Annotated in this window: 18 protein-coding genes; 10 read left to right on the top strand and 8 right to left on the bottom strand. The window is 70.7% G+C overall.

The window, feature by feature from the left end:
• Nucleotides 1–12: 12 nt before the first annotated feature.
• Entirely contained in the window at nucleotides 13–834 is an 822-nt protein-coding gene (locus tag ACWIHT_RS23355) for a siderophore-interacting protein (protein ID WP_456170125.1), read from the bottom strand.
• A gap of 109 nt (nucleotides 835–943) precedes the next feature.
• Complete coding sequence (locus tag ACWIHT_RS23350; RefSeq protein WP_456170124.1) at nucleotides 944–1993, bottom strand: ABC transporter substrate-binding protein; 1050 nt, start codon at nucleotides 1991–1993, stop codon at nucleotides 944–946.
• Nucleotides 1994–2272: 279 nt separating this feature from the next.
• Here ACWIHT_RS23350 and ACWIHT_RS23345 point away from each other — a divergent pair, with 279 nt between their 5' ends.
• Nucleotides 2273–3382, top strand: a complete 1110-nt coding sequence (locus tag ACWIHT_RS23345; RefSeq protein ID WP_456170123.1) for a polyprenyl synthetase family protein — start codon at nucleotides 2273–2275, stop codon at nucleotides 3380–3382.
• Complete coding sequence (locus tag ACWIHT_RS23340) at nucleotides 3379–4014, top strand: biliverdin-producing heme oxygenase (protein ID WP_456170121.1); 636 nt, start codon at nucleotides 3379–3381, stop codon at nucleotides 4012–4014. Before ACWIHT_RS23345 ends, ACWIHT_RS23340 begins: the two co-directional genes overlap by 4 nt.
• A gap of 19 nt (nucleotides 4015–4033) precedes the next feature.
• Here ACWIHT_RS23340 and ACWIHT_RS23335 read toward each other — a convergent pair whose 3' ends face one another.
• The 4 genes from ACWIHT_RS23335 to ACWIHT_RS23320 are packed head-to-tail and all read right to left on the bottom strand — an operon-like array spanning nucleotide 4034 to nucleotide 9719.
• On the bottom strand, nucleotides 4034–5194 hold the full coding sequence (locus tag ACWIHT_RS23335; protein ID WP_456170120.1) for an acyl-CoA dehydrogenase family protein: 1161 nt from the start codon (nucleotides 5192–5194) through the stop codon (nucleotides 4034–4036).
• Nucleotides 5195–5200: 6 nt separating this feature from the next.
• A complete protein-coding gene (locus ACWIHT_RS23330; RefSeq protein ID WP_456170381.1) occupies nucleotides 5201–6139 on the bottom strand; it encodes a hydroxymethylglutaryl-CoA lyase in 939 nt (312 codons plus the stop codon).
• Between the two features lie 8 nt (nucleotides 6140–6147).
• On the bottom strand, nucleotides 6148–8061 hold the full coding sequence (locus ACWIHT_RS23325; RefSeq protein ID WP_456170380.1) for an ATP-binding protein: 1914 nt from the start codon (nucleotides 8059–8061) through the stop codon (nucleotides 6148–6150).
• A gap of 41 nt (nucleotides 8062–8102) precedes the next feature.
• A complete protein-coding gene (locus ACWIHT_RS23320; protein ID WP_456170119.1) occupies nucleotides 8103–9719 on the bottom strand; it encodes a carboxyl transferase domain-containing protein in 1617 nt (538 codons plus the stop codon).
• 105 nt (nucleotides 9720–9824) lie between these two features.
• Here ACWIHT_RS23320 and ACWIHT_RS23315 point away from each other — a divergent pair, with 105 nt between their 5' ends.
• From ACWIHT_RS23315 to ACWIHT_RS23295, 5 genes are all read left to right on the top strand, one after another.
• Nucleotides 9825–10427, top strand: coding sequence for an SACE_7040 family transcriptional regulator (locus ACWIHT_RS23315; RefSeq protein ID WP_456170118.1), 603 nt, complete (start codon nucleotides 9825–9827; stop codon nucleotides 10425–10427).
• Between the two features lie 130 nt (nucleotides 10428–10557).
• Entirely contained in the window at nucleotides 10558–13392 is a 2835-nt protein-coding gene (locus tag ACWIHT_RS23310) for a TIR domain-containing protein (RefSeq protein ID WP_456170117.1), read from the top strand.
• Nucleotides 13393–13523: 131 nt separating this feature from the next.
• On the top strand, nucleotides 13524–14681 hold the full coding sequence (locus ACWIHT_RS23305; protein ID WP_200717249.1) for an acyl-CoA dehydrogenase family protein: 1158 nt from the start codon (nucleotides 13524–13526) through the stop codon (nucleotides 14679–14681).
• A 36-nt stretch (nucleotides 14682–14717) separates the two neighbouring features.
• Complete coding sequence (locus ACWIHT_RS23300; protein WP_403968514.1) at nucleotides 14718–15590, top strand: acyl-CoA thioesterase; 873 nt, start codon at nucleotides 14718–14720, stop codon at nucleotides 15588–15590.
• Between the two features lie 4 nt (nucleotides 15591–15594).
• Complete coding sequence (locus ACWIHT_RS23295; RefSeq protein WP_456170116.1) at nucleotides 15595–16584, top strand: cation diffusion facilitator family transporter; 990 nt, start codon at nucleotides 15595–15597, stop codon at nucleotides 16582–16584.
• Nucleotides 16585–16840: 256 nt separating this feature from the next.
• Here ACWIHT_RS23295 and ACWIHT_RS23290 read toward each other — a convergent pair whose 3' ends face one another.
• The gene (locus ACWIHT_RS23290) at nucleotides 16841–17629 is read right to left on the bottom strand and encodes a phosphatase (RefSeq protein WP_456170115.1); all 789 of its coding nucleotides are present in this window, start codon (nucleotides 17627–17629) and stop codon (nucleotides 16841–16843) included.
• 113 nt (nucleotides 17630–17742) lie between these two features.
• Nucleotides 17743–19362, bottom strand: coding sequence for a PucR family transcriptional regulator (locus ACWIHT_RS23285; RefSeq protein WP_456170113.1), 1620 nt, complete (start codon nucleotides 19360–19362; stop codon nucleotides 17743–17745).
• A 119-nt stretch (nucleotides 19363–19481) separates the two neighbouring features.
• Here ACWIHT_RS23285 and ACWIHT_RS23280 point away from each other — a divergent pair, with 119 nt between their 5' ends.
• From ACWIHT_RS23280 to ACWIHT_RS23270, 3 genes are all read left to right on the top strand, one after another.
• Entirely contained in the window at nucleotides 19482–20951 is a 1470-nt protein-coding gene (locus ACWIHT_RS23280) for a sodium:solute symporter (RefSeq protein ID WP_456170111.1), read from the top strand.
• 64 nt (nucleotides 20952–21015) lie between these two features.
• The gene (gene speB / locus ACWIHT_RS23275) at nucleotides 21016–21984 is read left to right on the top strand and encodes an agmatinase (protein ID WP_093627011.1); all 969 of its coding nucleotides are present in this window, start codon (nucleotides 21016–21018) and stop codon (nucleotides 21982–21984) included.
• Nucleotides 21981–23666: a thiamine pyrophosphate-binding protein gene (locus ACWIHT_RS23270; protein WP_456170110.1), complete on the top strand. Its 1686-nt coding sequence runs from the start codon at nucleotides 21981–21983 to the stop codon at nucleotides 23664–23666. Before speB ends, ACWIHT_RS23270 begins: the two co-directional genes overlap by 4 nt.
• Nucleotides 23667–23723 lie beyond the last annotated feature (57 nt).

Below are 23723 nucleotides of genomic sequence, written 5' to 3'. Positions count from 1 at the left end.
TGCACTCCCGCCTCACCCGGCTTCGCGCAACTGCTCCTCGCTGAGCCCCTGCCGCCAGTACCCCACGAAGGTCACCCGCCGCCGGTCGACCCCGCGCTCACCCACGAAGTGCCGCCGCAGCGCCTTCACTTGACCGGACTCGCCCGCGATCCACACGTACGGCCGTTCGGCGGACGGGAGTTGGGCGGCACGCAGGGCGCCGAGGGCCATGGGGGACCCCTCGACGCCCTTGTCATCGCGCACCAGCCAGGTGACGTCGGCATCGGCGGCGGACACCAAGTCCTGGGCATCACCGGCATGTTGGACCTCAAGCCACACCCGGGCAGGCATGCCCGCGGGCAGCGCTTCGAGAATCGCGGACACGGCGGGGACGGCGGTCTCGTCGCCCCAGACGACCACGAGATCGGTGTCCTCCGGCGGCCGGAACCGAATGGCCCGGTTGTCCGCGACGGCCGGCCCGAGCAGCACGACCCGGTCCTCGGCGGAGGCGCGGGAGGCCCACCGGGAGGCGGGCCCGGCGGGCTCGTGCAGCACGAAGTCGATGTCGATCTCATCGGGACCACGACGCAGCGCCCGAAGCGTGTACGACCGCATCACCGCCCGTACGTCGTCGGGGAGTTCACGCCAGGCCGCCCACCACCCGTCACCGAGTTCGTAGGGCACGGCGGGCTCGGACTGGCCCGGGTGGGGAAGAAAGAGCGACAGGGACTGATCACACCCGTCGGAGAAGAAACACGCGAGGTCGTCCCCACCAAAGGAGACACGAACGAGAGACGACCCAAGCCGCTCCGTCCGCAAGACGTGCAGTGAGAAGAAGCGGAACGGGGAGGTCATGGGGTTCCTTCAAAGAAACGGCAGAAGAGGCGCCCCAAAGGGGCGCGGGGAACTGCGCGACCAGCCCCCACCGGCCCGCAGCTCCCCACGAAGCGCAACCACCCCAAATTCAGCTGACCTTCTTCGCGTTCTCGATGGCCTTGGCCAGATCCTCAAGCAGCGGCGCACACTTCGCGTACGACAGAATCGGCTCAGGGTTACGCGCGATGACCTGCCCAGCCTTCACAGCAGGGAGCTTCTTCCACGTGCCCTCGGTGATGTCGGCGGGCTGGATCGCCGACGTCCGGTTGTCCATCATGATGATGTCCGCCCCGTACTTGTCGACGTTCTCCCAGCTCAGGTTCTCGTACCAGCCACCGCTCGCCTTGAGCGCGGCAGCGGACGGCTCGACGAAGTTCACGCCGAGAGCCTTGTAGTACTCAAGGTCGACGGAGAGGTTCGACCCCGAGACGTAGAAGATGTCCTGGCTCGCGGAACCCGCGAGGACCTTGATGTCCGGCTTGGCCTTCGCCGCGGCGCGCAGCCGTGCGGCGGCGTCCTCGAAACGCTTCTTCGCCGCCGTGATCGTGGTCGAAGTGGTGTCCGCGCCAAGGGACTTGGCGAGTTCCAGCATGCGCGCGAGCGGCTGCGGCAGCTGGACGTCGTACACCGAGATGCCGACGGTCGGCGCGCCCACGGCGAGGATCTTCTTCTTCGACTCCTCGGGGACGTACCAGAGCGTGCCGGCCGCGTCGAACATCGTGGTGAGGAGGACGTCGGGTGAGAGGGCCGCGTACTTCTCGATGTTGAACTGGCCCCACTCGTTGCCGATGATCGTGACCTTGCTGATGTCCAGGTCGCCGGCCTGTACGTCGGCCTTGCCGTCCTTCAACTCGGTCGGCCCGAAGACACCCTTCGACTCGATGCCGTAGTCGTGCAGCGCGGCGGCGACACCGATGAAGGAGACGATGTTCGCCGGGGTCTTGGCAGTCTTCGCGGTCTGGCCGCGGTCGTCCTTGAAGCTCCAGGGACCGGACTTCGCGGCCGTCGTCTCCTTGACCGAGCCACCGCTTTTCGCGTCGTCGTCGCCGCAGGCCGCGAGCACGGCGCCGAGGCCGAGGGCGCCGCCCGCGGCAAGGATGCCGCGGCGGGAGAGGTGGGTGGCACGGGCGTTGGACATGTGTGGCTGCTTTCGAACAGGGCGGAGTGCCCGCCGGACAATTCGAAGGTAGGTTAGCCTAACCTCACTAGATGTCCAGCGGGCGGGTGCCCGCCCGATCGGGCCCGCGCCGGGCCCGCCTCGGGCCTGTGCCGGTGCTGTGCCGGGCCTGTGGGCGCGGAGCCCACGCACTTTGGCTTTCAACCTCCTTGTCCCGTCGGTCCGTTGTGATCACGCTCGTTCATAGCGAGCCCCGCGCACTGATGTTCGGCGATATTCGGAGGTGGAGTGGCTACCACGGTGGAAACCACGGATGTGGAAGCGGTGGTGCGAAGTGACGCGGCACTGCTGGAGGACGACCTCGCCGAGTTCCTCGGCTCACTGACCGCCCCGGCGCGGGCGGCGGCCTCCGTCCACGACACGGCACTGCGGCGTTCCCTGTACGAACCGGTCGCCGACGCCGTCGGCTCCAAGATCGGCCAGCAGGCACTGCCCCCCACCGCCGCGACACCCGGCGGCCGGGCCCCGCTGCGCCCCTCGATGGTCTACTGGGCCTACCGCAACTACCGTGGTTTTCCAGGAGAGTCGGCCGCCGGGGACGCTCCGGCCGCCGAGCTGGCCGTCATCCGCCGCACGGCAGTTGCCGTAAGGATTCTGCTGAAGGCCGCCGTCGCCCTCGACGACATCCAGGACGGCAGCGACGTCCGCTACGGCGAACCCGCCCTGCACACCACCCACGGCGTGCCCCTCGCCCTCAACACCGGGGCCTGGTTGATCATGTCCGCACTCCGCCACACGGCCGACCCGGCCGTCGTGGACAGCCTGGTGCGCTCGGTCGGCGACGGCTTCACCGGGCAGGCCGTCGACATGTCCTCGCGTACGGCGCTCACCCGCGCCGAACTGCTGGCCGCGCCGCGCGCCGTCCGGGTCGGCTTCTGGGAGGAGACGGCCGCCCTCAAGACCGGCACCCTGTTCCGGATGCCGCTCGACGCGGCGGTCGCGGGACTGCGGGTGGTCGAGGACGACCGGCTGGCCCTGGACGGCGCGATGCGCCAACTCGGCCTCGCCAGCCAGCTGTTCAACGACCTGACCGACTTCGTACCGGAACTCGGCGGCGCCAACACCCACGAGGACTTCGACGGCCTCGGCAACCGGGTTCTCCTGGAACTCCTGGACGACGTACCGCCCGAAGCGGAATTCAAACGGTACGTTCTCGGACACCCCAAGCTGGAGCGGACGCTGCTCGCGCTCGCCGAGGAGGCCGTGGCCCTGAAGCGTGCCGCGAAGGACGCCGTCCACGGGGTGTGCCGTTCGGAGCGCAGTGCCGCCTACTTCGACGTGACGATCGAACGCAAGGGCCACCTCATCGACCGTCTGCTCGCGACGGTCCGGCAGCGGAGCGGCGTATGACGGACACGGTGAGCCGACGCCTGCGGAACGGCACCCGCAGCTGGCACGAGGCCCTGGAGAGCACCGGATTCGCCACCGCGATGCTCGCCGGGACCCTCCCGCTCGACCGCTACGTCGGCCAACTCGCCGCCTATCGCCTGGTGTTGGAGGCGCTGGAAGCCGAACTCGCCCACGCCGTGTGCCCGTCGGTCGGCTCGGTGTGGTCGCCGGACCTGGTCAAACTCCCGCTCGTCGAGAGCGACCTGCGCCATTTCGCGGCCCTGGGCACCGCCCCTCGACCCTGCACGGCCGCCGAGGAGTTCGCGGTCGAGGTACGGCACACCGCCGCCACCGAACCCACCGAACTCCTCGGCTTCCTCTATGTGTTGGAGGGCTCCACCCTCGGTGCCCTCTTCCTGCTCCGGTACGTCACCGAGGCCTACCGGCTCACGGACGGGAACGGCGCGTCGTACTACGGCAGCGGAGACCGCGCCCGCTGGGCGGCCTTCGCCGAGCGCCTCGACCAGGCACTGGGCGAACCCGCCGTGCAGGACCGCGTCCTGGCCGCCGCCGAGCGGGCCTACCGTCATGTCGCCCTGATCTCGGGCGAGTTGTCGGCAGGCCTCAACAGCGCGGCCCGTGAGGTGGCTTAGGACATGTACGGCGGTGCGGTCAGCCCGTGAGGCCCAACTCACGGGCGATCAGCATCCGTTGGACCTCGCTGGTGCCCTCGCCGATCTCCAGGATCTTGGAGTCGCGCCACATCCGGGCCACCGGATACTCGTTCATGAAGCCGTAGCCGCCGTGCACCTGCGTGGCGTCACGGGCGTTGTCGACGGCGATCGTGGAGGAGTACAGCTTGGCGAGGGCCGCCTCCTTCTTGAAGGGCTCGCCGGCGACCAGACGGGAGGCCGCGTCGCGCCAGGCGAGGCGGGAGGTGTGGGCCTTCATCTCCATGTCGGCGATCTTGAACTGGATGGCCTGGTTGGCGCCGATCGGCCGCCCGAACGCGTGCCGTTCCTTGGCGTACTTCACCGACTCGTCGACACAGCCCTGCGCGAGGCCGGTGGCGAGGGCCGCGATGGCGATCCGGCCCTCGTCGAGGATGCGCAGGAACTGGGCGTAACCGCGGCCCTGTTGGCCCAGCAGGTTCGCCGCCGGGACCCGTACGTCCGCGAAGGACAGCTCACGGGTGTCCGAGGCGTTCCAGCCGACCTTCGAGTACGGCGCCGCGACCGTGAAGCCCGGCGTCCCGGACGGCACGATGATCGCCGAGATCAGCGGCTTGCCGTCGGGCTTGCGACCGGTGACCGCGGTGACCGTCACCAGACCCGTGATGTCCGTACCGGAGTTGGTGATGAAGCACTTCGAGCCGTTGATCACCCATTCGTCGGTGTCCGGGTCCAGGCGGGCGGTCGTCCGCGTCGCGCCCGCGTCCGAGCCGCCGTCCGGCTCGGTCAGCCCGAAGGCGCCGAGGATCTCGCCGGAGCACAGCCGGGGCAGCCACTCGGCCTTCTGGGCGTCGGTGCCGAAGAGATGGATCGGCATCGCGCCGAGGGACACCCCGGCCTCCAGGGTGATCGCGACCGACGAGTCGACCCGGGCCAGTTCCTCCAGGACCAGGCCGAGCGCCAGATAGTCGCCGCCCATCCCGCCGTACTCCTCGGGGAACGGCAGCCCGAACAGGCCCATACGGCCCATCTCGCGGACGATCTCGTACGGGAACTCGTGCCGCTCGTAGAAGTCGCCGATCTTCGGCGCCACCACGTCGTGCGCGAACTCCTCGACCGTACGGCGGAGTTCTTCCAGCTCGGGGGAAAGGCGGTGGTCCATGGCGGGTCACTGCTCCTTGTGGGGCTGTGTCGTTTTACCGAGTGCGCGGACGGTGCGGGACGGGCTGGGTCGGCCCAGCTGTCCGGCCATCCACACGCTGGTGGCGGTGAGACGGGCGAGGTCGACTCCGGAGTCGATGCCGAGGCCCTGGAGCATCCACACCAGGTCCTCGGTCGCGAGGTTGCCGGTGGCGGACTTGGCGAACGGACAGCCGCCGAGGCCGCCCGCGGAGGCGTCCACGGTGGTGACGCCGTGCTGGAGGGCGGCCAGGGTGTTGGCGAGGGCCTGGCCGTAGGTGTCGTGGAAGTGCACGCCCAACACATCGGTGGGGACGTGCTGTTCGTTGAGCGCGGCGAGAAGTTCCAGGACGTGCCCGGGAGTTGCCACGCCGATCGTGTCGCCGAGACTCAGCTCGTCGCAGCCCATGTCGACCAACGCCCGGCAGACACGCACCACTTGGGAGATGGGGACCTCGCCCTCCCAGGGGTCGCCGAAGCACATGGAGAGGTAGCCGCGCACATGGGCGCCCTCCTCCTTGGCGCGGGCCACGACCGGGGCGAACACGGCCAGCGACTCGTCCACCGTGCGGTTGAGGTTGGCCTTGGCGAAGGACTCGGTGGCGCTGGCGAACACGGCGACCCGGTCCGCGTCGAGGGCCAGGGCCCGGTCGAGTCCGCGGCCGTTCGGCACGAGGACGGGGAGACGCACCCCCGGCAGCTCCCGCACGAGCGGGAACAGCTGCTCGGCGTCGGCCAGTTGGGGCACCCACTTGGGGTGGACGAAGCTGGTGGCCTCGATCGTGGTCAGCCCCGCGTCGGCCAGCCGCCGGATGAACTCGGCCTTGACCTCCGTGGGCACGGTCGACTTCTCGTTCTGGAGTCCGTCACGGGCCCCCACCTCGTGGATGCGCACCCGGGCGGGCAGATCGGGGGCCGGTACGACCATCGGGAGTGTCACTGGTCCTCCTCCGCAGGTGTGACGACCGCCAGCACCTGGTCCATGGCGACCGTCGCGCCGGGCGTCACATCGAGTTCGGCGACGGTGCCGGCGTGCGGCGCGGAGACGACGTGCTCCATCTTCATCGCCTCGACCACCAACAGGCTCTGCCCGGCGGTCACTTGATCTCCTACGGCGACCTTCACCACGGTCACCGTCCCCGGCATCGGCGCGGTCAGCGAACCGGCACCGGACCGGTCGGCCCCACTGAGCGAGGCGGCCACCGGATCGTGGTCCCGCACCTGCCAGGCGTCCCCGTCCCGGCCCAGCCAGTCACCGGCCCGCCGGAAGGTGTGCCGCACCCCGTCGAGGGTGACCGCGACCTGGTCGGCGGTGACGGTGTGGCTGCCGCGCGGGACGTACTCCACGGGCTCGGTCACCTTCAGGTGGAAAGCGGCCGGCTTCGGAGTGCCGCCCAGCCGCCAGCCGCTCGGCACGGAGAAGGGATCGGTCCAGCCGTCGTTCGTGGGGCGGAGAGCGTCCAGCCGTACGGCGGCCGCCGCTTCGTACACCTCCTCGGGCACCTCGTCCGGGATCAGGGAGTCCGCCTCGCGCTCGACCAGCCCGGTGTCCAACTCGCCCGCCACGACCGCCGGGTGGGCCAGCAGCCGTCGTAGGAAACCGGCGTTCGTCGGCACGCCCAGGGTGACCGTGTCCGCGAGGGCGGCCCGGAGTTTCCGGAGCGCGGTCGCGCGGTCGGGGCCGTAGGCGATGACCTTGGAGAGCATCGGATCGTAGAGGCTGCCGACCTCGGTGCCCTCGGAGAGGCCGGAGTCGGTGCGGACGCCGTCGCCGGAGGGTTCGTTCAGCTTCAACACCGTGCCGCCGGAGGGCAGGAACCCGCGCGCGGGGTCCTCGGCGCAGATCCGGGCCTCGATCGCGTGCCCGGTGAGCGTGATGTCGTCCTGCGCGAAGGGCAGCCGCTCGCCCGCCGCCACCCGCAACTGCCACTCCACCAGGTCGAGTCCGGTCACCAACTCCGTTACCGGGTGCTCCACTTGGAGACGGGTGTTCATCTCCATGAAGTAGTACGACGACGGGTCGTTCCCGGGGACGATGAACTCCACCGTGCCCGCGCCCGCGTACCCGCACGAGCGGGCCGCCTGGACCGCCGCCTCGCCCATCGCCGCGCGCGTGGCCTCGTCGAGAAGCACGCTCGGGGCCTCTTCCACGACCTTCTGGTGGCGGCGTTGCAGGGAGCACTCGCGTTCGCCGAGGTGGACGACGTTGCCGTGGCCGTCGGCCAGGACCTGGATCTCGATGTGCCGGGGGCGGTCCACCCAGCGCTCGACCAGGAGGGTGTCGTCGCCGAAGGAGGCGCGGGCCTCGCGGCGCGCGGCGGCGATCTCCTCCTCCAGGAGGGTGAGGTCGCGGACCAGGCGCATGCCCTTGCCGCCACCGCCGGCGGACGGCTTGAGGAGGACGGGGGCGCCCAACTCGTGTGCCGCTTTGGCGAGTTCGGGGTCGCGGCCGCCGGGGACGACCGGGACACCGGCCGCCTCCACCGTCTCCTTGGCGCGGATCTTGTCGCCCATGAGGGCGATCGCGTCCGCCGGAGGACCGATGAAGACCAGCCCGGCGTCGGCGCACGCGCGCGCGAAGGCCGCGTTCTCCGCGAGGAAGCCGTACCCCGGGTGGACGGCCTGCGCGCCCGTGCGGGCCGCCGCCTCCAGGAGCCGTTCCACGGAGAGATAGCTTTCCGCCGCCGGTGCGGGACCGATCCGTACCGCCGTGTCGGCCTCCCGGACGTGCCGGGCGTCCGCGTCGGCGTCGGAGAAGACGGCCACCGAGCGCACACCGAGCGAGCGCAGGGTGCGGATCACGCGGACCGCGATCTCGCCCCGGTTGGCCACCAGGACCGTCTCGAACATGTCGACCATGTCGACTGTCTTGGGCATCTCGGGCACCCTCATCACATCCGGAAGACGCCGAACTGGGTGTCACCCAGCGGCGCGTTGGCACAGGCGGTCAGGGCGAGGCCGAGGACCTGACGGGTCTCCAGGGGGTCGATGACCCCGTCGTCCCAGAGGCGGGCGGTCGCGTAGTAGGCGTTGCCCTGGCGCTCGTACTGCTGCCGGATCGGGTCCTTGAAGCCCTCCTCGTCCGCGGCGGGCCAGGACTCCCCGCGCGACTCCAACTGGTCCCGCTTCACGGTCGCGAGGACCGACGCGGCCTGCTCGCCGCCCATGACGGAGATCTTGGCGCCGGGCCACATCCACAGGAAGCGGGGGGAGTACGCCCGGCCGCACATCGAGTAGTTGCCCGCGCCGTAGGAGCCGCCGACCACCACGGTCAGCTTGGGCACGCGCGCGCAGGCGACGGCGGTGACCATCTTGGCGCCGTGCTTGGCGATGCCGCCCGCCTCGTAGTCCTTGCCGACCATGAAGCCGGAGATGTTCTGGAGGAACACGAGCGGGATGCCGCGCTGGTCGCACAGTTCGATGAAGTGGGCGCCCTTCTGGGCGGATTCGGAGAACAGGATGCCGTTGTTGGCGACGATGCCGACCGGGTGACCATGGATGCGGGCGAAGCCGGTGACCAGGGTCTGCCCGAACTCGGCCTTGAACTCCGAGAAGCGGGAGCCGTCGACCACGCGCGCGATGATCTCCCGTACGTCGTAGGGGGTACGGGAGTCGACCGGGACGGCGCCGTAGATCCCGTAGGGGTCGACCTTGGGCTCGACCGCCTCCGTGACCTCCCAGGGGAGCGGCCCGCGCGCGGGGAGCGTGGCGGCGATGTTCCGGACGATCCGCAGCGCGTGCGCGTCGTCCTCCGCGAGGTGGTCGGTGACACCCGACACGCGCGCGTGGACGTCGCCGCCGCCCAGTTCCTCGGCGGTGACGACCTCTCCGGTGGCGGCTTTCACCAGGGGAGGCCCGCCGAGGAAGATGGTCCCCTGATTCCGGACGATGACGGCTTCGTCGCTCATCGCCGGGACGTAGGCGCCTCCGGCGGTGCACGACCCCAGCACGGCGGCGATCTGCGGAATCCCCGCCCCTGACATCCGGGCCTGGTTGTAGAAGATCCGCCCGAAGTGCTCGCGGTCCGGGAACACCTCGTCCTGCATGGGCAGGAACGCGCCCCCGGAGTCGACGAGGTAGATACAGGGGAGCCGGTTTTCGAGGGCGATCTCCTGGGCGCGCAGATGCTTCTTCACGGTCATCGGGTAGTAGGTCCCGCCCTTGACCGTGGCGTCGTTCGCGACGATCACGCACTCGCGTCCGCCGACCCGCCCGATCCCGGCGATGACGCCGGCGGCCGGGGCGGCACCGTCGTACATCCCGTCGGCGGCGAGCGGGGCGAGCTCCAGGAAGGGCGAGCCGGGGTCGAGCAGGGTGTCGACACGGTCACGGGGGAGCAGCTTGCCGCGCGCGGTGTGCCGCTCCCGGGCCCGCTCACCGCCGCCGAGCCGGGCCGCGGCCAGCTTGGTGCGCAGCTCCTCGCCCAACGCGCGGTGCGCCGCCTCGTTGGCCCGCCACGCCTCCGACGCGGGGTCCGCCGCGCTCGTCAGCTCCGGTGCCTCTTGCATTCCGTGGTCCCCTCGCACAGCGATCGGCCGCTCTCGGCTGTTAATGAGCGTTAACCATCTCCTTCAGGTTAACGACCGCTAACGTCCCTGTCTAGAATTGCTTTCATGACCACGAGAACCGACGCCCCCACCCGCCGCGAGCAGATCCTCAAGGAGGCCGCGCGGCTCTTCGCCGAGCGGGGATTCCACGGCGTCGGGGTCGACGAGATAGGCGCGGCGGTCGGCATCAGCGGCCCCGGCCTCTACCGGCACTTCCCCGGCAAGGACGCGATGCTCGCCGAACTGCTGGTCGGCATCAGCGGCCAGCTGCTGACGGGCGCGAAGCGCCGGCTGGCGGAGGCGGAGGGGGTGACCTCGGCGGAGGTCCTGCTCGACTCGCTCATCGAGGGCCACATCGACTTCGCCCTCGACGACCGGCCGCTCATCACCCTCCACGACCGAGAGCTGGACCGACTCCGGGACAGCGACCGCAAGCTTGTGCGGCAGTTGCAGCGGCAGTACGTGGAGTTGTGGGTGGAGGTCGTACGGGAGGTGTATCCCGAGCTGCCCGAACCCAGCGCGCGGTCGGCGGTCCACTCGGTGTTCGGACTGCTGAACTCGACTCCGCATCTGGGGCGGCCGGGGTCGTTGCCGGGGCGGGGGGCGACGGCGGAGCTGTTGCACCGGATGGCGCGGGGGGCGTTCGGAGCCGCTGCCGTCGCCGACTGACCGTCCGCCCGCCGGTCCGGTTCTTTGGCGCGAACCCACCTCCTCGAATCCGGATACGTCATGAACTCCCTGTGCCACCCTGCGAGTTGCAGTTGATCCACATCAGACGGGGATTCCGGGGGACACGGCCGTGGAACGCGATGCCTTCATCTCGTACAGCCACAGACAGGACGTACCGCTGGCGGAAGCCCTGGAGAAGGGGTTGCAGGACATCCTTCGCACGCCGTGGCTGCGCCGTTCGCGGGTGAAGGTCTTCCGGGACACCACCAGCCTCAGTGCCGGTCATGATCTCGACGGCTCCATCAAGGCCGCGCTGGCCGACTGCCGCTACTTCATCTATCTGGCCTCTCCCGAGGCCGCCAGGTCGCGGTGGGTGCGCGAGGAGATCAAGTACTGGCGCCAGAACCACGGCATGGAGCAGTTCCTGATCGCGCTCGGTGAGGGCAGCGTCGTCTGGGACCCGGCAGTGGGCGACTTCGACTGGGCGTGCACCGACGCGCTGCCACCCGAACTGCGAGGTGCCTTCGCCGCCGAACCCCTCTGGGTCGACCTCACGAGGTTCCGCGACGGTGCCGAACGCTCCATGAAGCCCGGTTCCGAGTTCCGGGACCGGGTCGCCGGCCTCGCCGCGCCGCTGCACGGCATGGCGAAGGACGCCCTGGACAGTACCGATCTGCACATCCAGCGCAAGGCGGTCCGCATCCTCCGGCTGTTCGTGCTCGGCCTCCTTCTGCTGTCGCTGCTCGCCGGCGGAGCCGGTCTCTTCGCCTGGCAGCAACGCGGAGAGGCTCTTGAGCGCGCCCGGACGTCGGCCTCGCAGGCGCTGGCGGCCCGGGCCCTCGACACCGTGTCCAAGGACCCGCGCAAGGCCGCCCAGTTCGCCCTCTACGCCCAGGCGGTCAAGCCCACGGGCGAGTCGGCGCAGGCGCTGGCCCAGGCGGTCGCGGCCAACGGCAGCGTGGCCCGGCATCTTCTGGGCGGCCACGAAGTTGTGGCCGACTACCACGGCGCGGGAAAAACCAACGCGATCAACGTGGCGATCAGCCGTGACGGGAGCAGGCTGGCGTACTACTCGGACTTCGACCCCGCCGCCGCGAACAGCGGTACGGGGCAGCTCATCCACCTGTACGACATCGCCGCGGGCCGGGAGCTGTCCCCCCTCGACGGGGCGGCCTGGCCGCTGAACGCCGGCGGCGGTATGGAGTTCAGCGCGGACGGACGGACCCTGGCCGTCGAGGCGCCGTACAACCGGATCGGTCTCTGGGACGTGGCCCGCGGGAAGCTGATCCGGACCATCACGGCCAGTGACGGCAGACAACTGGCCGAGGTGGTCAAGGGCCTTCAGGCGTTCGCCTTCTCCGGGGACGGGCGGCGCCTGGCCGCCACGTTCTACTCGCCCGGCGAGCCGGAGCCCGGATTTCACGTCGCCGTCTGGGACGCCGGGACCGGGCGCCTGCTGACCAAGGAGACCGCGGCCCCGGGGAGCCTCGCCCTGGGTTTCGACGACGCGAACCGGCTCCTCGCGCTCGACCAACGGGCCGCCCGGATCCGCGGCCTCGCCGAGGACTCCGGGTCCTGGAGCGCCTGGCGGACCATCCCCGGCTTCCCCCGCCAGGAGAGGCCGCGGGCGACCCTCTCGGACGACGGCACGAGAGCGTACGCCGGGGGCCAGGTCTGGGATCTGGCCAAGGGGCGGCGCCTGGCCCGCACGGACGGCGAGGGCATCGGAGTGGTCCGCATGCCCGACGACGCGGACGGTGCCGTGTACGCCGCGGAGGACCGGAGCGTGGCCGTGTACGACTCGGCGCTGGGCGGCCGACGTGTTCTCGGCTCCTTCACCTGGCCGGTGACAAGTGTCGCGGTCTCCGGAGACGGCCGGTGGGTGGCCGCCGGTTCCGGGGACGGAGCCGTCTCCCTGTTGTCCACCACCAGCTACCAGGCGGGTGTCCCGCTGCCGAACGAGCAGCACCTCAAGCCCGCCGACCTGGCCTCCGACAACCGCACCGCCTTCCGTGCCGACAGTTCGGGCACCGGCATATGGGCTGTCACCGACCAGGGGGTCCGGAAGGTGGGCCGCATACCGTCGCGCGTGGTCCGACTGGGGTCGGGCGTCAACAACCTGGTCGCCTCGACCGACGGCAGCCGGGTCGTCGTGGCCCAGCAGGGCGTGGTGTCGCTCTGGGACCCGCGCAGCGGCAGCCGGGTGGGGCGCACCAGCCGGGACGGATTCGTGCCGGTGGCCTTCCTGGCGGACGGCGTCCATGTGGTGGGGATGACCGCGAACGCGGTGCGGGTCCTGGACACGCGGTCCTGGAAGGTCCTGCGGTCCCTGCCCGGCGCGGGGTACGAGATCCCCCGCACGGCCGTCTCCGTCAGCGTCGACCGGACCACTGTGGCCGTGGTGACGGACGAGGACCTCATGGTGTGGAAGTGGGACGGGAACAAAGGAGTCCGCCAGGTGCGCAAGGTGTCCATCGCGTCCGTGGAGACCGTATTGGGGCAGGAGATCTCGGTCAGCGCGGACGGAGAACGGGTCGGCCTCTTCGACGGTGACAGGATCGTCTCCGTACTCGACGTGTCCACCGGGAAGTTCGTGCGGGGCACGTCGGCGGCGACGTTCGACACGGTGCCGGTCTTCAGCGGCGACGACACCCTGCTCGTCCAGGCCGGTACGTCGGGCGGGGAGCCGACGCTCCAGTTCTGGGACGCCGCCACGATCGAGTCCCGTGGCGCCTGGACCCTCCCGAGCGGTGGGACCGGCCAGAACGCCACACCCGCCCGTCTGCTTCCCGGCGGCGACGGCTCGGTCGTCGCTTTCGGCGCGGACGGCGGCCTCGTGCGCCAGACTGTCGGCGTGGCCGAATGGCAGAAGGCCCTGTGCGCCCTCACACCGCAGGAACTGCCTCAGGAGGAGTACGACCGCTATCTGGGAGGTCTGGACGTGAAGGCGCCCTGTTCCGGGTGATTGCCGTTCGGGACGGCCTCGCGTGACGAGGGTTACGGGATTCGGTCTGGACGGCTGTTCGTACTCGCCGGTACGGTTGATCTGAGCAAGCGCTTAGAAACGGAACCTTGAGCTAGCTGGAGGTGGCGGCGGTGCGCCGTACGGTGTTTGACGAGGACCACGAGGCGTTCCGGGAGACCATCCGGGCCTTCATCGAGGCCGAGGTCGTCCCGGTCTACGACGAGTGGTTCGCCGCCGGCCAGGCGCCGCGCGAGTTCTACCACAAGCTCGGCGAGCTGGGCGTCTTCGGCATCCGCGTGGACGAGGAGTACGGCGGCGCGGGCATCGACTCGTACAAGTTCGAGGCCGTCCTCTACGAGGAGACCGCGCGCGCGGGTGTCTCCTTCGGCGGCTCCGGTGTGCACGTGCTGCTCGGCCTGCCCTACATCAAGCTGCTCGCCAACGACGAGCAGAAGAAGAAGTACCTCCCGAAGTTCGTCACCGGCGAGGAGATGTGGGCCATCGCGATGACGGAGCCGGGCACCGGTTCCGACCTCGCGGGCATGAAGACCACCGCCAAGCTCTCCGAGGACGGCACGCACTACGTCCTCAACGGCGCCAAGACCTTCATCACCGGTGGCGTGCACGCCGACCGCATGATCGTCTGCGCCCGCACCTCCCCGTCCACCAAGGAGGACCGCCGCCACGGCATCTCCCTCTTCGTGGTGGACACCAAGGCCGAGGGCTACTCGGTCGGCCGCAAGCTCGACAAGCTCGGCCTGAAGACCTCCGACACCGCCGAGCTGGCGTTCGTCGACGTCAAGGTGCCCGTCGAGGACCTCCTCGGCGAGGAGAACAAGGGCTTCTACTACCTCGGCCACAACCTCGCCTCCGAGCGCTGGGGCATCGCCTTCGGCGCCTACGCGCAGGCCAAGGCGGCCGTCCGCTTCGCGAAGCAGTACGTGCAGGACCGGGTCGTATTCGGCCAGCCCGTCGCCGCGTTCCAGAACACCAAGTTCGAACTGGCCGCCTGCCAGGCCGAGGTGGACGCCGCCGAGGCCGTCGTGGACCGCGCGACCGAGGCCCTGGACGCCGGTGAGCTGACCCCCGCCGAGGCGGCCAGCGCCAAGCTGTTCACCACCGAGGTCGCCCACCGCGTGATCGACCGCTGCCTCCAGCTGCACGGCGGCTACGGCTTCATGAACGAGTACCCGATCGCCCGCCTGTACGCGGACAACCGCGTCAACCGCATCTACGGCGGCACCAGCGAGATCATGAAGACGATCATCGCGAAGGACATGGGCCTGTAAGGTCCCGGCAATTCCCGCCCGGTAAAACTGGACGCCATGAACCAGGCACTACAGGAACTCCTCGATCTGCTCGACCTTGAGCAGATCGAGGAGAACATCTTCCGGGGCCAGTCCCGCTCCGCCGTCGTCCCCCGCGTCTTCGGGGGTCAGGTGGCGGCGCAGGCACTGGTCGCCGCCGGGCGCACGGTCCCCGCGGACCGCCACGCCCACTCCCTGCACGCGTACTTCCTGCGCATGGGGGACCCGGGCGCGCCCATCGTCTACAACGTCGAGCGCATGCGCGACGGCCGCTCCTTCACCACCCGCCGCGCGGTCGCCGTCCAGCACGGCCGGCCGATCTTCGCGCTGTCGGCGTCCTTCCAGACGTACGAGGAAGGCCTCGACCACCAGACCCCCATGCCGCCCGCGCCCGACCCGGAGACGGTCCCCACCGGCCGCGAACGGCTGCTCGGCTACGACCACCTCGACAAGGGGATCGTTGAACGATTCCTGGAGGCCCGTCAGGCGATCGACCTCCGGTACGTCGACGACCCGCCGTACGGCAGATTCGGCGAGCCGCGCGAACCGCACTCCCAGGTCTGGTTCCGCACCAACGGCAAGCTCGCCGACGACCCCCTCCTCCACGTGGTCCTCGCGACCTACGTCTCCGACATGACCCTCCTCGACTCGATCCTCCTCGCGCACGGCCGCGGCGGCTGGGCCGTGGGAGACGTCGTAGGAGCGTCCCTCGACCACGCGATGTGGTTCCACCGGCCGTTCCGCGCGGACGAGTGGCTGCTCTACGACCAGGAGTCGCCGTCGGCGTACGGCGGACGCGGTCTCGGGCAGGCCCGGATCTACACCCAGGACGGTCAACTGGCCGTCTCCGTCATTCAGGAGGGCGTGGTCCGGGTTCCTCGGGAAGACTGAGGACATGACAGAAACCGAGGAGACAGCGGCGGCAGAGGAGAGTGAGGGCGGCGGCGAGTCCACCCTCACGGTGATCGTCGCGGCCGTCGCCAACCTGGGGATCGCGCTCGCCAAGGCGGTCGCCGGCGTCATCAGCGGCTCCAGCGCGATGCTCTCCGAGGCGGCCCACTCGGTCGCCGACACGGTCACCGAACTCCTCCTCCTCACCGCCCTCAAGCGCAGCGCGAAACCCGCCGACGAGGAACACCCCCTCGGCTACGGCCCCGAGCGCTACATCTGGGCGATGCTCGCCGCCGTCGCCACCTTCGTCGGCGGCGCCGTCTTCTCGATCTACGACGGCGTCCACACCCTGGTCGCCGGCGAGGACCTCGGCGATCCGCTCATCTCGTACATCGTGCTCGGCGTCGCCTTCCTCCTGGAGGGCTACTCCCTGCGGACGGGCGTACGCCAGGCGCGCGGCGAGGCGGCCCGCTTCGACGCCTCCTTCAAGCGCTACCTCCGCTACACCCCCGACACCGCGGTGAAGGCCGTAGTACTGGAGGACTCCGCCGCCCTCGTCGGCCTGGTCCTCGCGGCGGGCGGCCTGCTCGGCGGACAACTCACCGGCTCCGGCGTCTGGGACGGCCTCGCGTCCCTCTGCATCGGCCTCCTGCTGCTCTACGTCGCCTGGGTGCTCGGCCGCTCCAACGCCGAACTCCTCATCGGCCGCCCGCTGCCCAAGCCCATGCGGGACCGTATCCGCGAAGAGCTGCTCGGGGTCGAACACATCGAAGCCGTACTGGAGTTGACGACCCTCGTGCAGGGCCCGCGCGAGGCACTGGTCGCCGCGAAGATCGACTTCCGGGACCGGTCGAGCGCCGCGCAGATCGAGTGGGCCTGCGAACAGGCCGAACAGCGACTGCGCGAGGCGTTCCCGGCGGTGAGCCGGGTCTATCTGGACCCGACCCCGGGCTATGCGCAGCGACGCGCGGAGGGGCTGAACCCCTGGCCGTGAAAAGGGAGTTGAGCCGTCTCGTCCGACAGGGCGGCGAGGCGACGGCCGCGGACGGACACGCGGCACGGCACGCGCGTGCACGAGGCACTCGTACGGAACAGATGACCGCCCCGGTCGTCGAACTGCCGGCCCGTCCCGCGGTCCGGCGGCACGGAGTGGCGGACGTCGTACGGGGCTCGCGCGGGCCGAGCGGGCCGTCGTACGAGGGCTCGCGCGTGCCGAGCGGGCCCCCAGGTCGATCGCCGGGATCCGAGCCCTAGCTCAGCCCCGCCTCCGCCAGCAGATACGCCGTCATCGGGTCGTAGTACCTGGGGCTGACCACGTGGTCGTCGAGCGGGACGGCCACCTGGAGGGTGCCCTCGGACTCGGCGAGGAAAAGTGCCGGGTCGTTGCTGTCCGCGTAGCCGACGGAGTCGACGCCGTGGCGGCCCGCGTACCCCGCCCAGCCGTGGTCGGCGACGACCAGGTCCGGCAGCGGGCGGCCCTCGCGCTCCAGGGCGGTCAGGATCGCCTTCATCGGCTCACCGGAGTGGGTGTGCCACAGCGTGGCGCCGTGCTCCAGGACGGCCACGTCCGCGAACTGCATGACGTACCCCTCCTCGGTCTGCAACCCCTCCGGGATCACCACGATCTCGCAGCCCGCCGCGCGCAGGGCGGCGGCCGTGGAGTGGTGCACTTCGAGCAGCCCGCCCGGGTGGCCGGTGGCGAAGAGCACCCGCTGCTGACCGTCGGCCGCCTTGCGCAGCCGCGCGGCGAGGCGGTCGAGCGCCTCGACCGTCAGCTCCGGGTCGATGGTGTCCTGGCCGTAGCGGTACTCGGGATCGTCGTTCACCCCCACCCGCTCCGCCATCACCGCGAGCACGTCCTGCTCGTCGGACCAGCGGTCGCCGAACTCCAGGCCGAACCAGTAGTGGCGGTCGCCGTTGGCCAGCTTGCGGTAGTGGGAGAGGTTGTTCTCGCGGGGAGTGGCTACGTCGCCCGCGATACGGGTCTTCACAAGGTGATCGACGAGCTCGGCGCGGCTTGGGGTCCCGGGTATCGGCATGGCCCCATTGTGGAGCAGCGGAGTGTGCCGGTGCCCGGTGTCCCGGACGCTGGGATGTGGATCACTCGGGGGGCGGCTGGGGGATGACTCGTGGGTGACTCGCGGGTGACCGCTCACAGGTGACGCAGGCCGAACCACAGTTCCATCCGTACGTCCGGATCGTCCAGGTCCGCGTCCAGCAGCGCCGCGCACCGGGCGATCCGCTGGCGCACGGTGTTGCGGTGCACGGCCAGCGCGACCGCCGTACGGTCCCAACTCCCGTGCAGGGAGAGCCAGGTGCGCAGGGTCTCGGTGAGCGCGGGGCTCGCGGCGAGCGGGGCGAGGAGGGTACGGGCGTGCGCCTCGGCCTCCCCGTAGGGGACCAGTCCGGCGAGACCGGCGCGGTCGGCGGCGCCGTGCCGGACCAGCGGGGCGCGGGTCGCGCGGGCCCGGGCCAGGGCCCGGGCCGCCTGGGTGTCGGCGGCCGGCCAGTCCTCCGGAGCCACGGGTGCACTGACACCGAGGGTCCAGCCGGACTGCGGGGCGGGTTGCGGGGCGGGTTCGCGATCGGCGGGGACCAGTACCCGTACGACTTCCGGTGTCAGGTCGATCAGCGCGGAGCCGAGGGCGGCGCCCAGCGCGGACGCGGCGACCGGGTCGGACACAGGGGTGTCGGGCGCCGCGTGCACGACGACCCACCGGTCCCCGCCGAGCAGCGACGCGACGTCCTGCGGCGGGGCGCCCAGCAGCAGCCGTACGAGCGCCGACGAACGGTCCGCTCCCGTACGGCTCTGGTGTTCGCCGGTGAGGAGGGAGAGCAGTACGGCGGCCACGGAGGCGATGGTGTGGTCGCCGGGGTCGCGGTGCGGGGCGGCGACCCCTAGGACGAAACCCTGACCGGTACCCAGGGCGTAGGCGGCGAGGTGGGCGCCGGGGACGGTGTCGGTGGCGGAGGTGGGGGAAGGGGCCGTAGCGGATGACGGCGTGGGGGAGGGGGCCGTGGAGGACGAGGACGAGGACGAGGACGAGGGCGTGGCGGAGGCGGGGCTTTCGGCGGGGCGCACCACCCGTGCCAGTCCCGCCAGCGCCTCGCGCGTCGCCCGGGCCTCTGTCCCCGTCGCGCCCCGCCCCGCCGCCGCGATCTCCGTGCCGTCGGGCCCGTACAGCACGGCCCGGCCGCCGACGCGCTGGGCGAGTTGTCGTAGCACCGAAGGGACCGGGTCGGGGCGGGAGGCCGCTGCCGCCAGGCTCTGCTGGGCCTCGGTGACGCGGCGGAGTTCGGCGAGGCGGGCCTGTGCCATCAGCTGCCAGACCGCGCGGGCCACGCGGGAGAAGGGGGTGGGCGGCGGGACCTCCAGGAGCGGCAGGTCGTAGTGGTCGCAGGCCGCGACCAGGGCCCTCGGCACGGTGTCGTGGACGGGCGCCACGCCGAAGCCGAGGGCCACCCCGCCCGCCTCGACGATCCGGGAGACGTAGTCGGCGAAGTACGTGCCCGAGCCGGCCGCCTCCGGGATGTGGACGCCCGCCGTGAGCAGCAGCTCACCGCCCAGCAGATACGGATACGGGTCGGGCATCTCCGACGTGTGCGCCCAGTGGATGACGATCTCGGGGTCGGTGGGTCCCGCGATCTGCCGCAGCCCCAGATCCTCGCGGGCCAGGAGGGCGGAGAGGAGTACGGGAGGTGTAGGGGGCGTAGGGGGTGTGGAGGGCGAAGGGGGTGTAGGTGGTGTAGGGGGAATCGTGAGGTCCGGCATGGTGGACGTTTCCTCCATTGCCTCGTGTCGTAATGGATGAAACGTACACTTCGCAGCCGCTTCCCGGCCACCTACTGTCGACCCGGACCAGGCAGCGACCGCGCGAAGGAGGCCCCCGTATGGCCGTCGACTACACCGTCATCGTCGTCTACCTGGCCGGCATGCTGGCCATGGGCTGGTGGGGCATGCGCCGCGCCAAGTCGAAGAGCGACTTCCTGGTCGCGGGCCGCCGGCTGGGCCCGGTCATGTACTCCGGCACCATGGCCGCCATCGTCCTCGGCGGCGCGTCCACCATCGGTGGTGTGGGCCTCGGCTACCAGTACGGGTTGTCAGGGGCGTGGATGGTCTTCACCATCGGCCTCGGCCTGCTCGCCCTCTCCGTCTTCTTCTCCGCCCGCATCGCCCGCCTGAAGGTGTACACCGTCTCCGAGATGCTCGATCTCAGGTACGGGGGCCGCGCGGGAGTGATCTCCGGCGTGGTCATGTGGGCCTACACCCTCATGCTCGCCGTCACCTCGACGATCGCCTACGCCACGATCTTCGACGTCCTCTTCGACATGAACCGCACGGTCGCGATCGTCCTCGGCGGCTCGATCGTCGTCGCGTACTCGACGCTCGGCGGCATGTGGTCCATCACGCTGACGGACATGGTGCAGTTCGTGGTGAAGACGATCGGCGTGCTGCTGCTCCTGCTCCCCATCGCGGTCGTCAAGGCGGGCGGCTTCGGCGAGATGAAGGCGAAGCTGCCCACCGGGTACTTCGACCCGCTGGGCATCGGCGGCGAGACGATCTTCACGTACGTCCTGATCTATACGTTCGGCATGCTCATCGGCCAGGACATCTGGCAGCGCGTGTTCACGGCGGGCAGCGACAGGACCGCCAAGTGGGGCGGCACGGTCGCCGGTACCTACTGTCTCGTCTACGCCCTCGCAGGCGCCGTCATCGGCACGGCGGCCAAGGTCCTGTACCCCAACCTCGGCAGCGCGGACGACGCCTTCGCGACGATCGTCAAGGACGAACTCCCGGTCGGTGTACGGGGGTTGGTGCTGGCCGCCGCCCTCGCCGCAGTGATGTCGACGTCCTCCGGCGCGCTGATCGCCTGCGCCACGGTCGCCAACAACGACATCTGGTCGAAGCTGCGGGGAGCTGTCCGGCGGGACAGCGAGGAGGAGCAGCACGACGAGGTGCGGGGCAACCGTGCCTTCATCCTCGTCATGGGCGTCGCGGTGATCGTCACGGCGATCGCGCTGAACAACGTCGTCGAGGCGCTGACCGTGGCGTACAACCTCCTCGTCGGCGGCCTCCTCGTCCCGATCCTCGGCGGCCTGCTCTGGAAGCGCGGCACCGCGCAGGGCGCGCTCGCCTCCGTCGCCGTCGGCGGCCTCGCGGTCGTCGGCCTGATGGCGTCCTACGGCATCCTCGCCAACGAGCCTGTGTACTACGGCCTGTTGCTGTCCCTGGCCGCCTATGTCACGGTCTCGCTCGCCACGCCGGCGACCGACGTGGCCGTACTCGACGCCTGGCGGGACCGGCTGGCGGGGCGTGACGCATCCGAAGCCGGGCCCGATCCGGTCGCGGCACACCGGTAAATTCACTGACAGAGGTTAGAAACAACCCCACACGCGACGAAGCGTAGGAAAGAAGGCAGTCCCCATGACCAGCAACGAGACGCCCCGAGGCCCCGTCGACTCCTCGCGCACCCCGCGCTACGCCGGGCCCGCGACCTACGCCCGGCTGCCGCGGCTCGACGAGGTCGGCAGCGCGGACGTCGCCGTGGTCGGGGTGCCGTTCGACGCCGGTGTCTCCTACCGGCCCGGCGCGCGCTTCGGCGGCAACGCGATCCGCGAGGCGTCCCGGCTGCTGCGGCCCTACAACCCGGCGCAGGACGCGTCCCCGTTCGCGCTGGCGCAGGTCGCGGACGCCGGTGACATCGCGGCGAACCCGTTCAACATCAACGAGGCCGTCGAGACCATCGAGGAGGCCGCGGACCAACTCCTGGGCACCGGCGCGCGGTTGATGACCCTGGGCGGCGACCACACCATCGCGCTGCCGCTGTTGAGGTCCGTCGCGAAGAAGCACGGCCCGGTGGCCCTGCTGCACTTCGACGCCCATCTCGACACCTGGGACACGTACTTCGGCGCCGAGTACACGCACGGGACGCCGTTCCGGCGGGCGGTGGAGGAGGGCATCCTCGACACCGAGGCGCTCTCGCACGTCGGCATCCGCGGTCCGCTGTACGGCAAGCAGGACCTCAAGGACGACGAGAAGATGGGCTTCGGCATCGTCACGTCCGCCGACGTCTACCGCCGGGGCGCCGACGAGGTCGCCGACCAGCTCCGCCAGCGCATCGGCGACCGCCCCCTGTACATCTCCATCGACATCGACTGCCTCGACCCGGCCCACGCGCCCGGCACCGGCACCCCCGAGGCCGGCGGCCTGACCTCGCGCGAACTTCTGGAGATCCTGCGCGGCCTGTCATCCTGCAACCTGGTGTCGGCGGACGTCGTCGAGGTGGCACCGGCGTACGACCACGCCGAGATCACGTCGGTGGCCGCCTCCCACACCGCGTACGACCTGATCACCATCATGTCCCGTCAGATTGCCGAGGCTCGTTCGAAGTGACCCACGACCACGACCTGGAACTCCGCCCCACGGCCGCGCAGACCGCCGCCGCGCTGAACCCGCCCCCCGGGCGCAACGGCGGCGACCTGGTCGTGGAGACCCTGGCCGGGCTCGGCGCGACGACCGTCTTCGGCCTGCCAGGACAGCACGCGCTCGGCATGTTCGACGCGCTGCGCCGCTCCGACCTGCGGTACATCGGCCTACGGGTGGAGAACAACGCCGGGTTCGCGGCGGACGCGTACGGCCGCATCACGGGCGAGGCGGCACCGCTGCTGCTGTCGACGGGCCCCGGCGCGCTGACGTCACTGGCCGCGCTCCAGGAGGCACGCGCGGCCTCGGCCCCCGTCCTGGCGATCAGCAGCCAGATCCCGACGGCGGGCCTGGGCGGCGGCAGGCACGGCTATCTGCACGAACTCCCGGACCAGTCCGCCTCGTTCAGGGGCGTGGTGAAGTCGGTCCACACGGTCCGCGCCCAGTCGCAGATCCCGTCCGCGATCGCGGAGGCGTGGAAGTCCGCGCTCACGGCCCCGCACGGCCCGGTGTGGGTGGAGATCCCGCAGGACGTCCTGCTGGCCGAGACCCGCCTCCCCGTGGTGACGGCGGTGGACGCGACCCCGGAGGACTTGATCCCACGCCCCGAACTGACCGCCGTAGCAGCCGACTTGCTGTCGAAGGCATCCCGCCCGGTGATCATCGCGGGCGGGGGAGTGGTACGGGCGGACGCGTCGAAGAAGCTGCGGCAGCTGGCGGAGAAACTCCGGGCGCCGGTGGTCACGACCCCCGGCGGCAAGGGCGCGTTCCCCTGGACGCACCCCTTGTCCCTCCAGTCCTGGCTGGAGGACCGCCACACGACGGACTTCCTGGAGGACGCGGACGTCCTGCTGGTGGTGGGCTCGGGCCTGGGCGAACTGTCGTCCAACTACCACACGTTCAAGCCGCGCGGCCGAGTCGTCCAGATCGAGGCGGACCTCGGCAAACTGGAGTCGAACCACCCGGCGTTGGGCATCCACGCGGACGCGTGGCACGCGGTGCAGGCGTTGTTGGAGACGGTGACGGAACGGACGGACGCGACGGCGGAGGAACGGGTGGCCGAACTGCTGGGCCGCGTCCGGGAACGCATCGCCGCGCAGGAACTGACCCTGGAACAGGGCGTGTTGGAGTCGGTCCGCAGGGCACTGCCCGCCGACTCCCCGTCCTTCTGGGACATGACGATCCTCGCCTACTGGGCCTGGTCGGCGTTCGACGCGAAGGGCCCCAACCACCTCCACTCCGCCCAGGGCGCGGGCGGCCTCGGCTACGGCTTCCCGGCGGCACTCGGCGCGGCCGCGGCGGACCCGACGCGACCGGTGCTGGCGGTGTCGGGCGACGGCGGAGCGCTGTACTCCGTCGCGGAGCTGGCGACGGCGCGCCAGTACGACCTGAACGTCACCTGGCTCATCGTCGACGACGGCGGCTACGGCATCCTCCGCGAGTACATGACGGACGCCTTCGGCGAGGCGACGGCGACGGAACTGACGCGGCCGGATTACGTGGCGCTGGCGGAGTCGTTCGGGGTGCCGGGTGTGCGTACGTCGCCGGAGGCACTGGAGTCGGACCTGGCGAAGGCGTTGGCGGAACCGGGGCCTTCCGTGGTCGTACTCCCGGCTGTGCTGCGGATGTTCGCGGCTACGCACTTGGGCTGACGGGGGGGAGGGGGAGGGCGCCCGTCCTTGCCGGTCCCCCTCCCGCGCTCGCCCTGA

The sequence above is a fragment of the Streptomyces sp. NPDC002276 genome (genome assembly GCF_053891435.1).
Note: the sequence above shows the minus strand (reverse complement) of the source record. Positions and strands in the feature narration are given on the sequence as shown.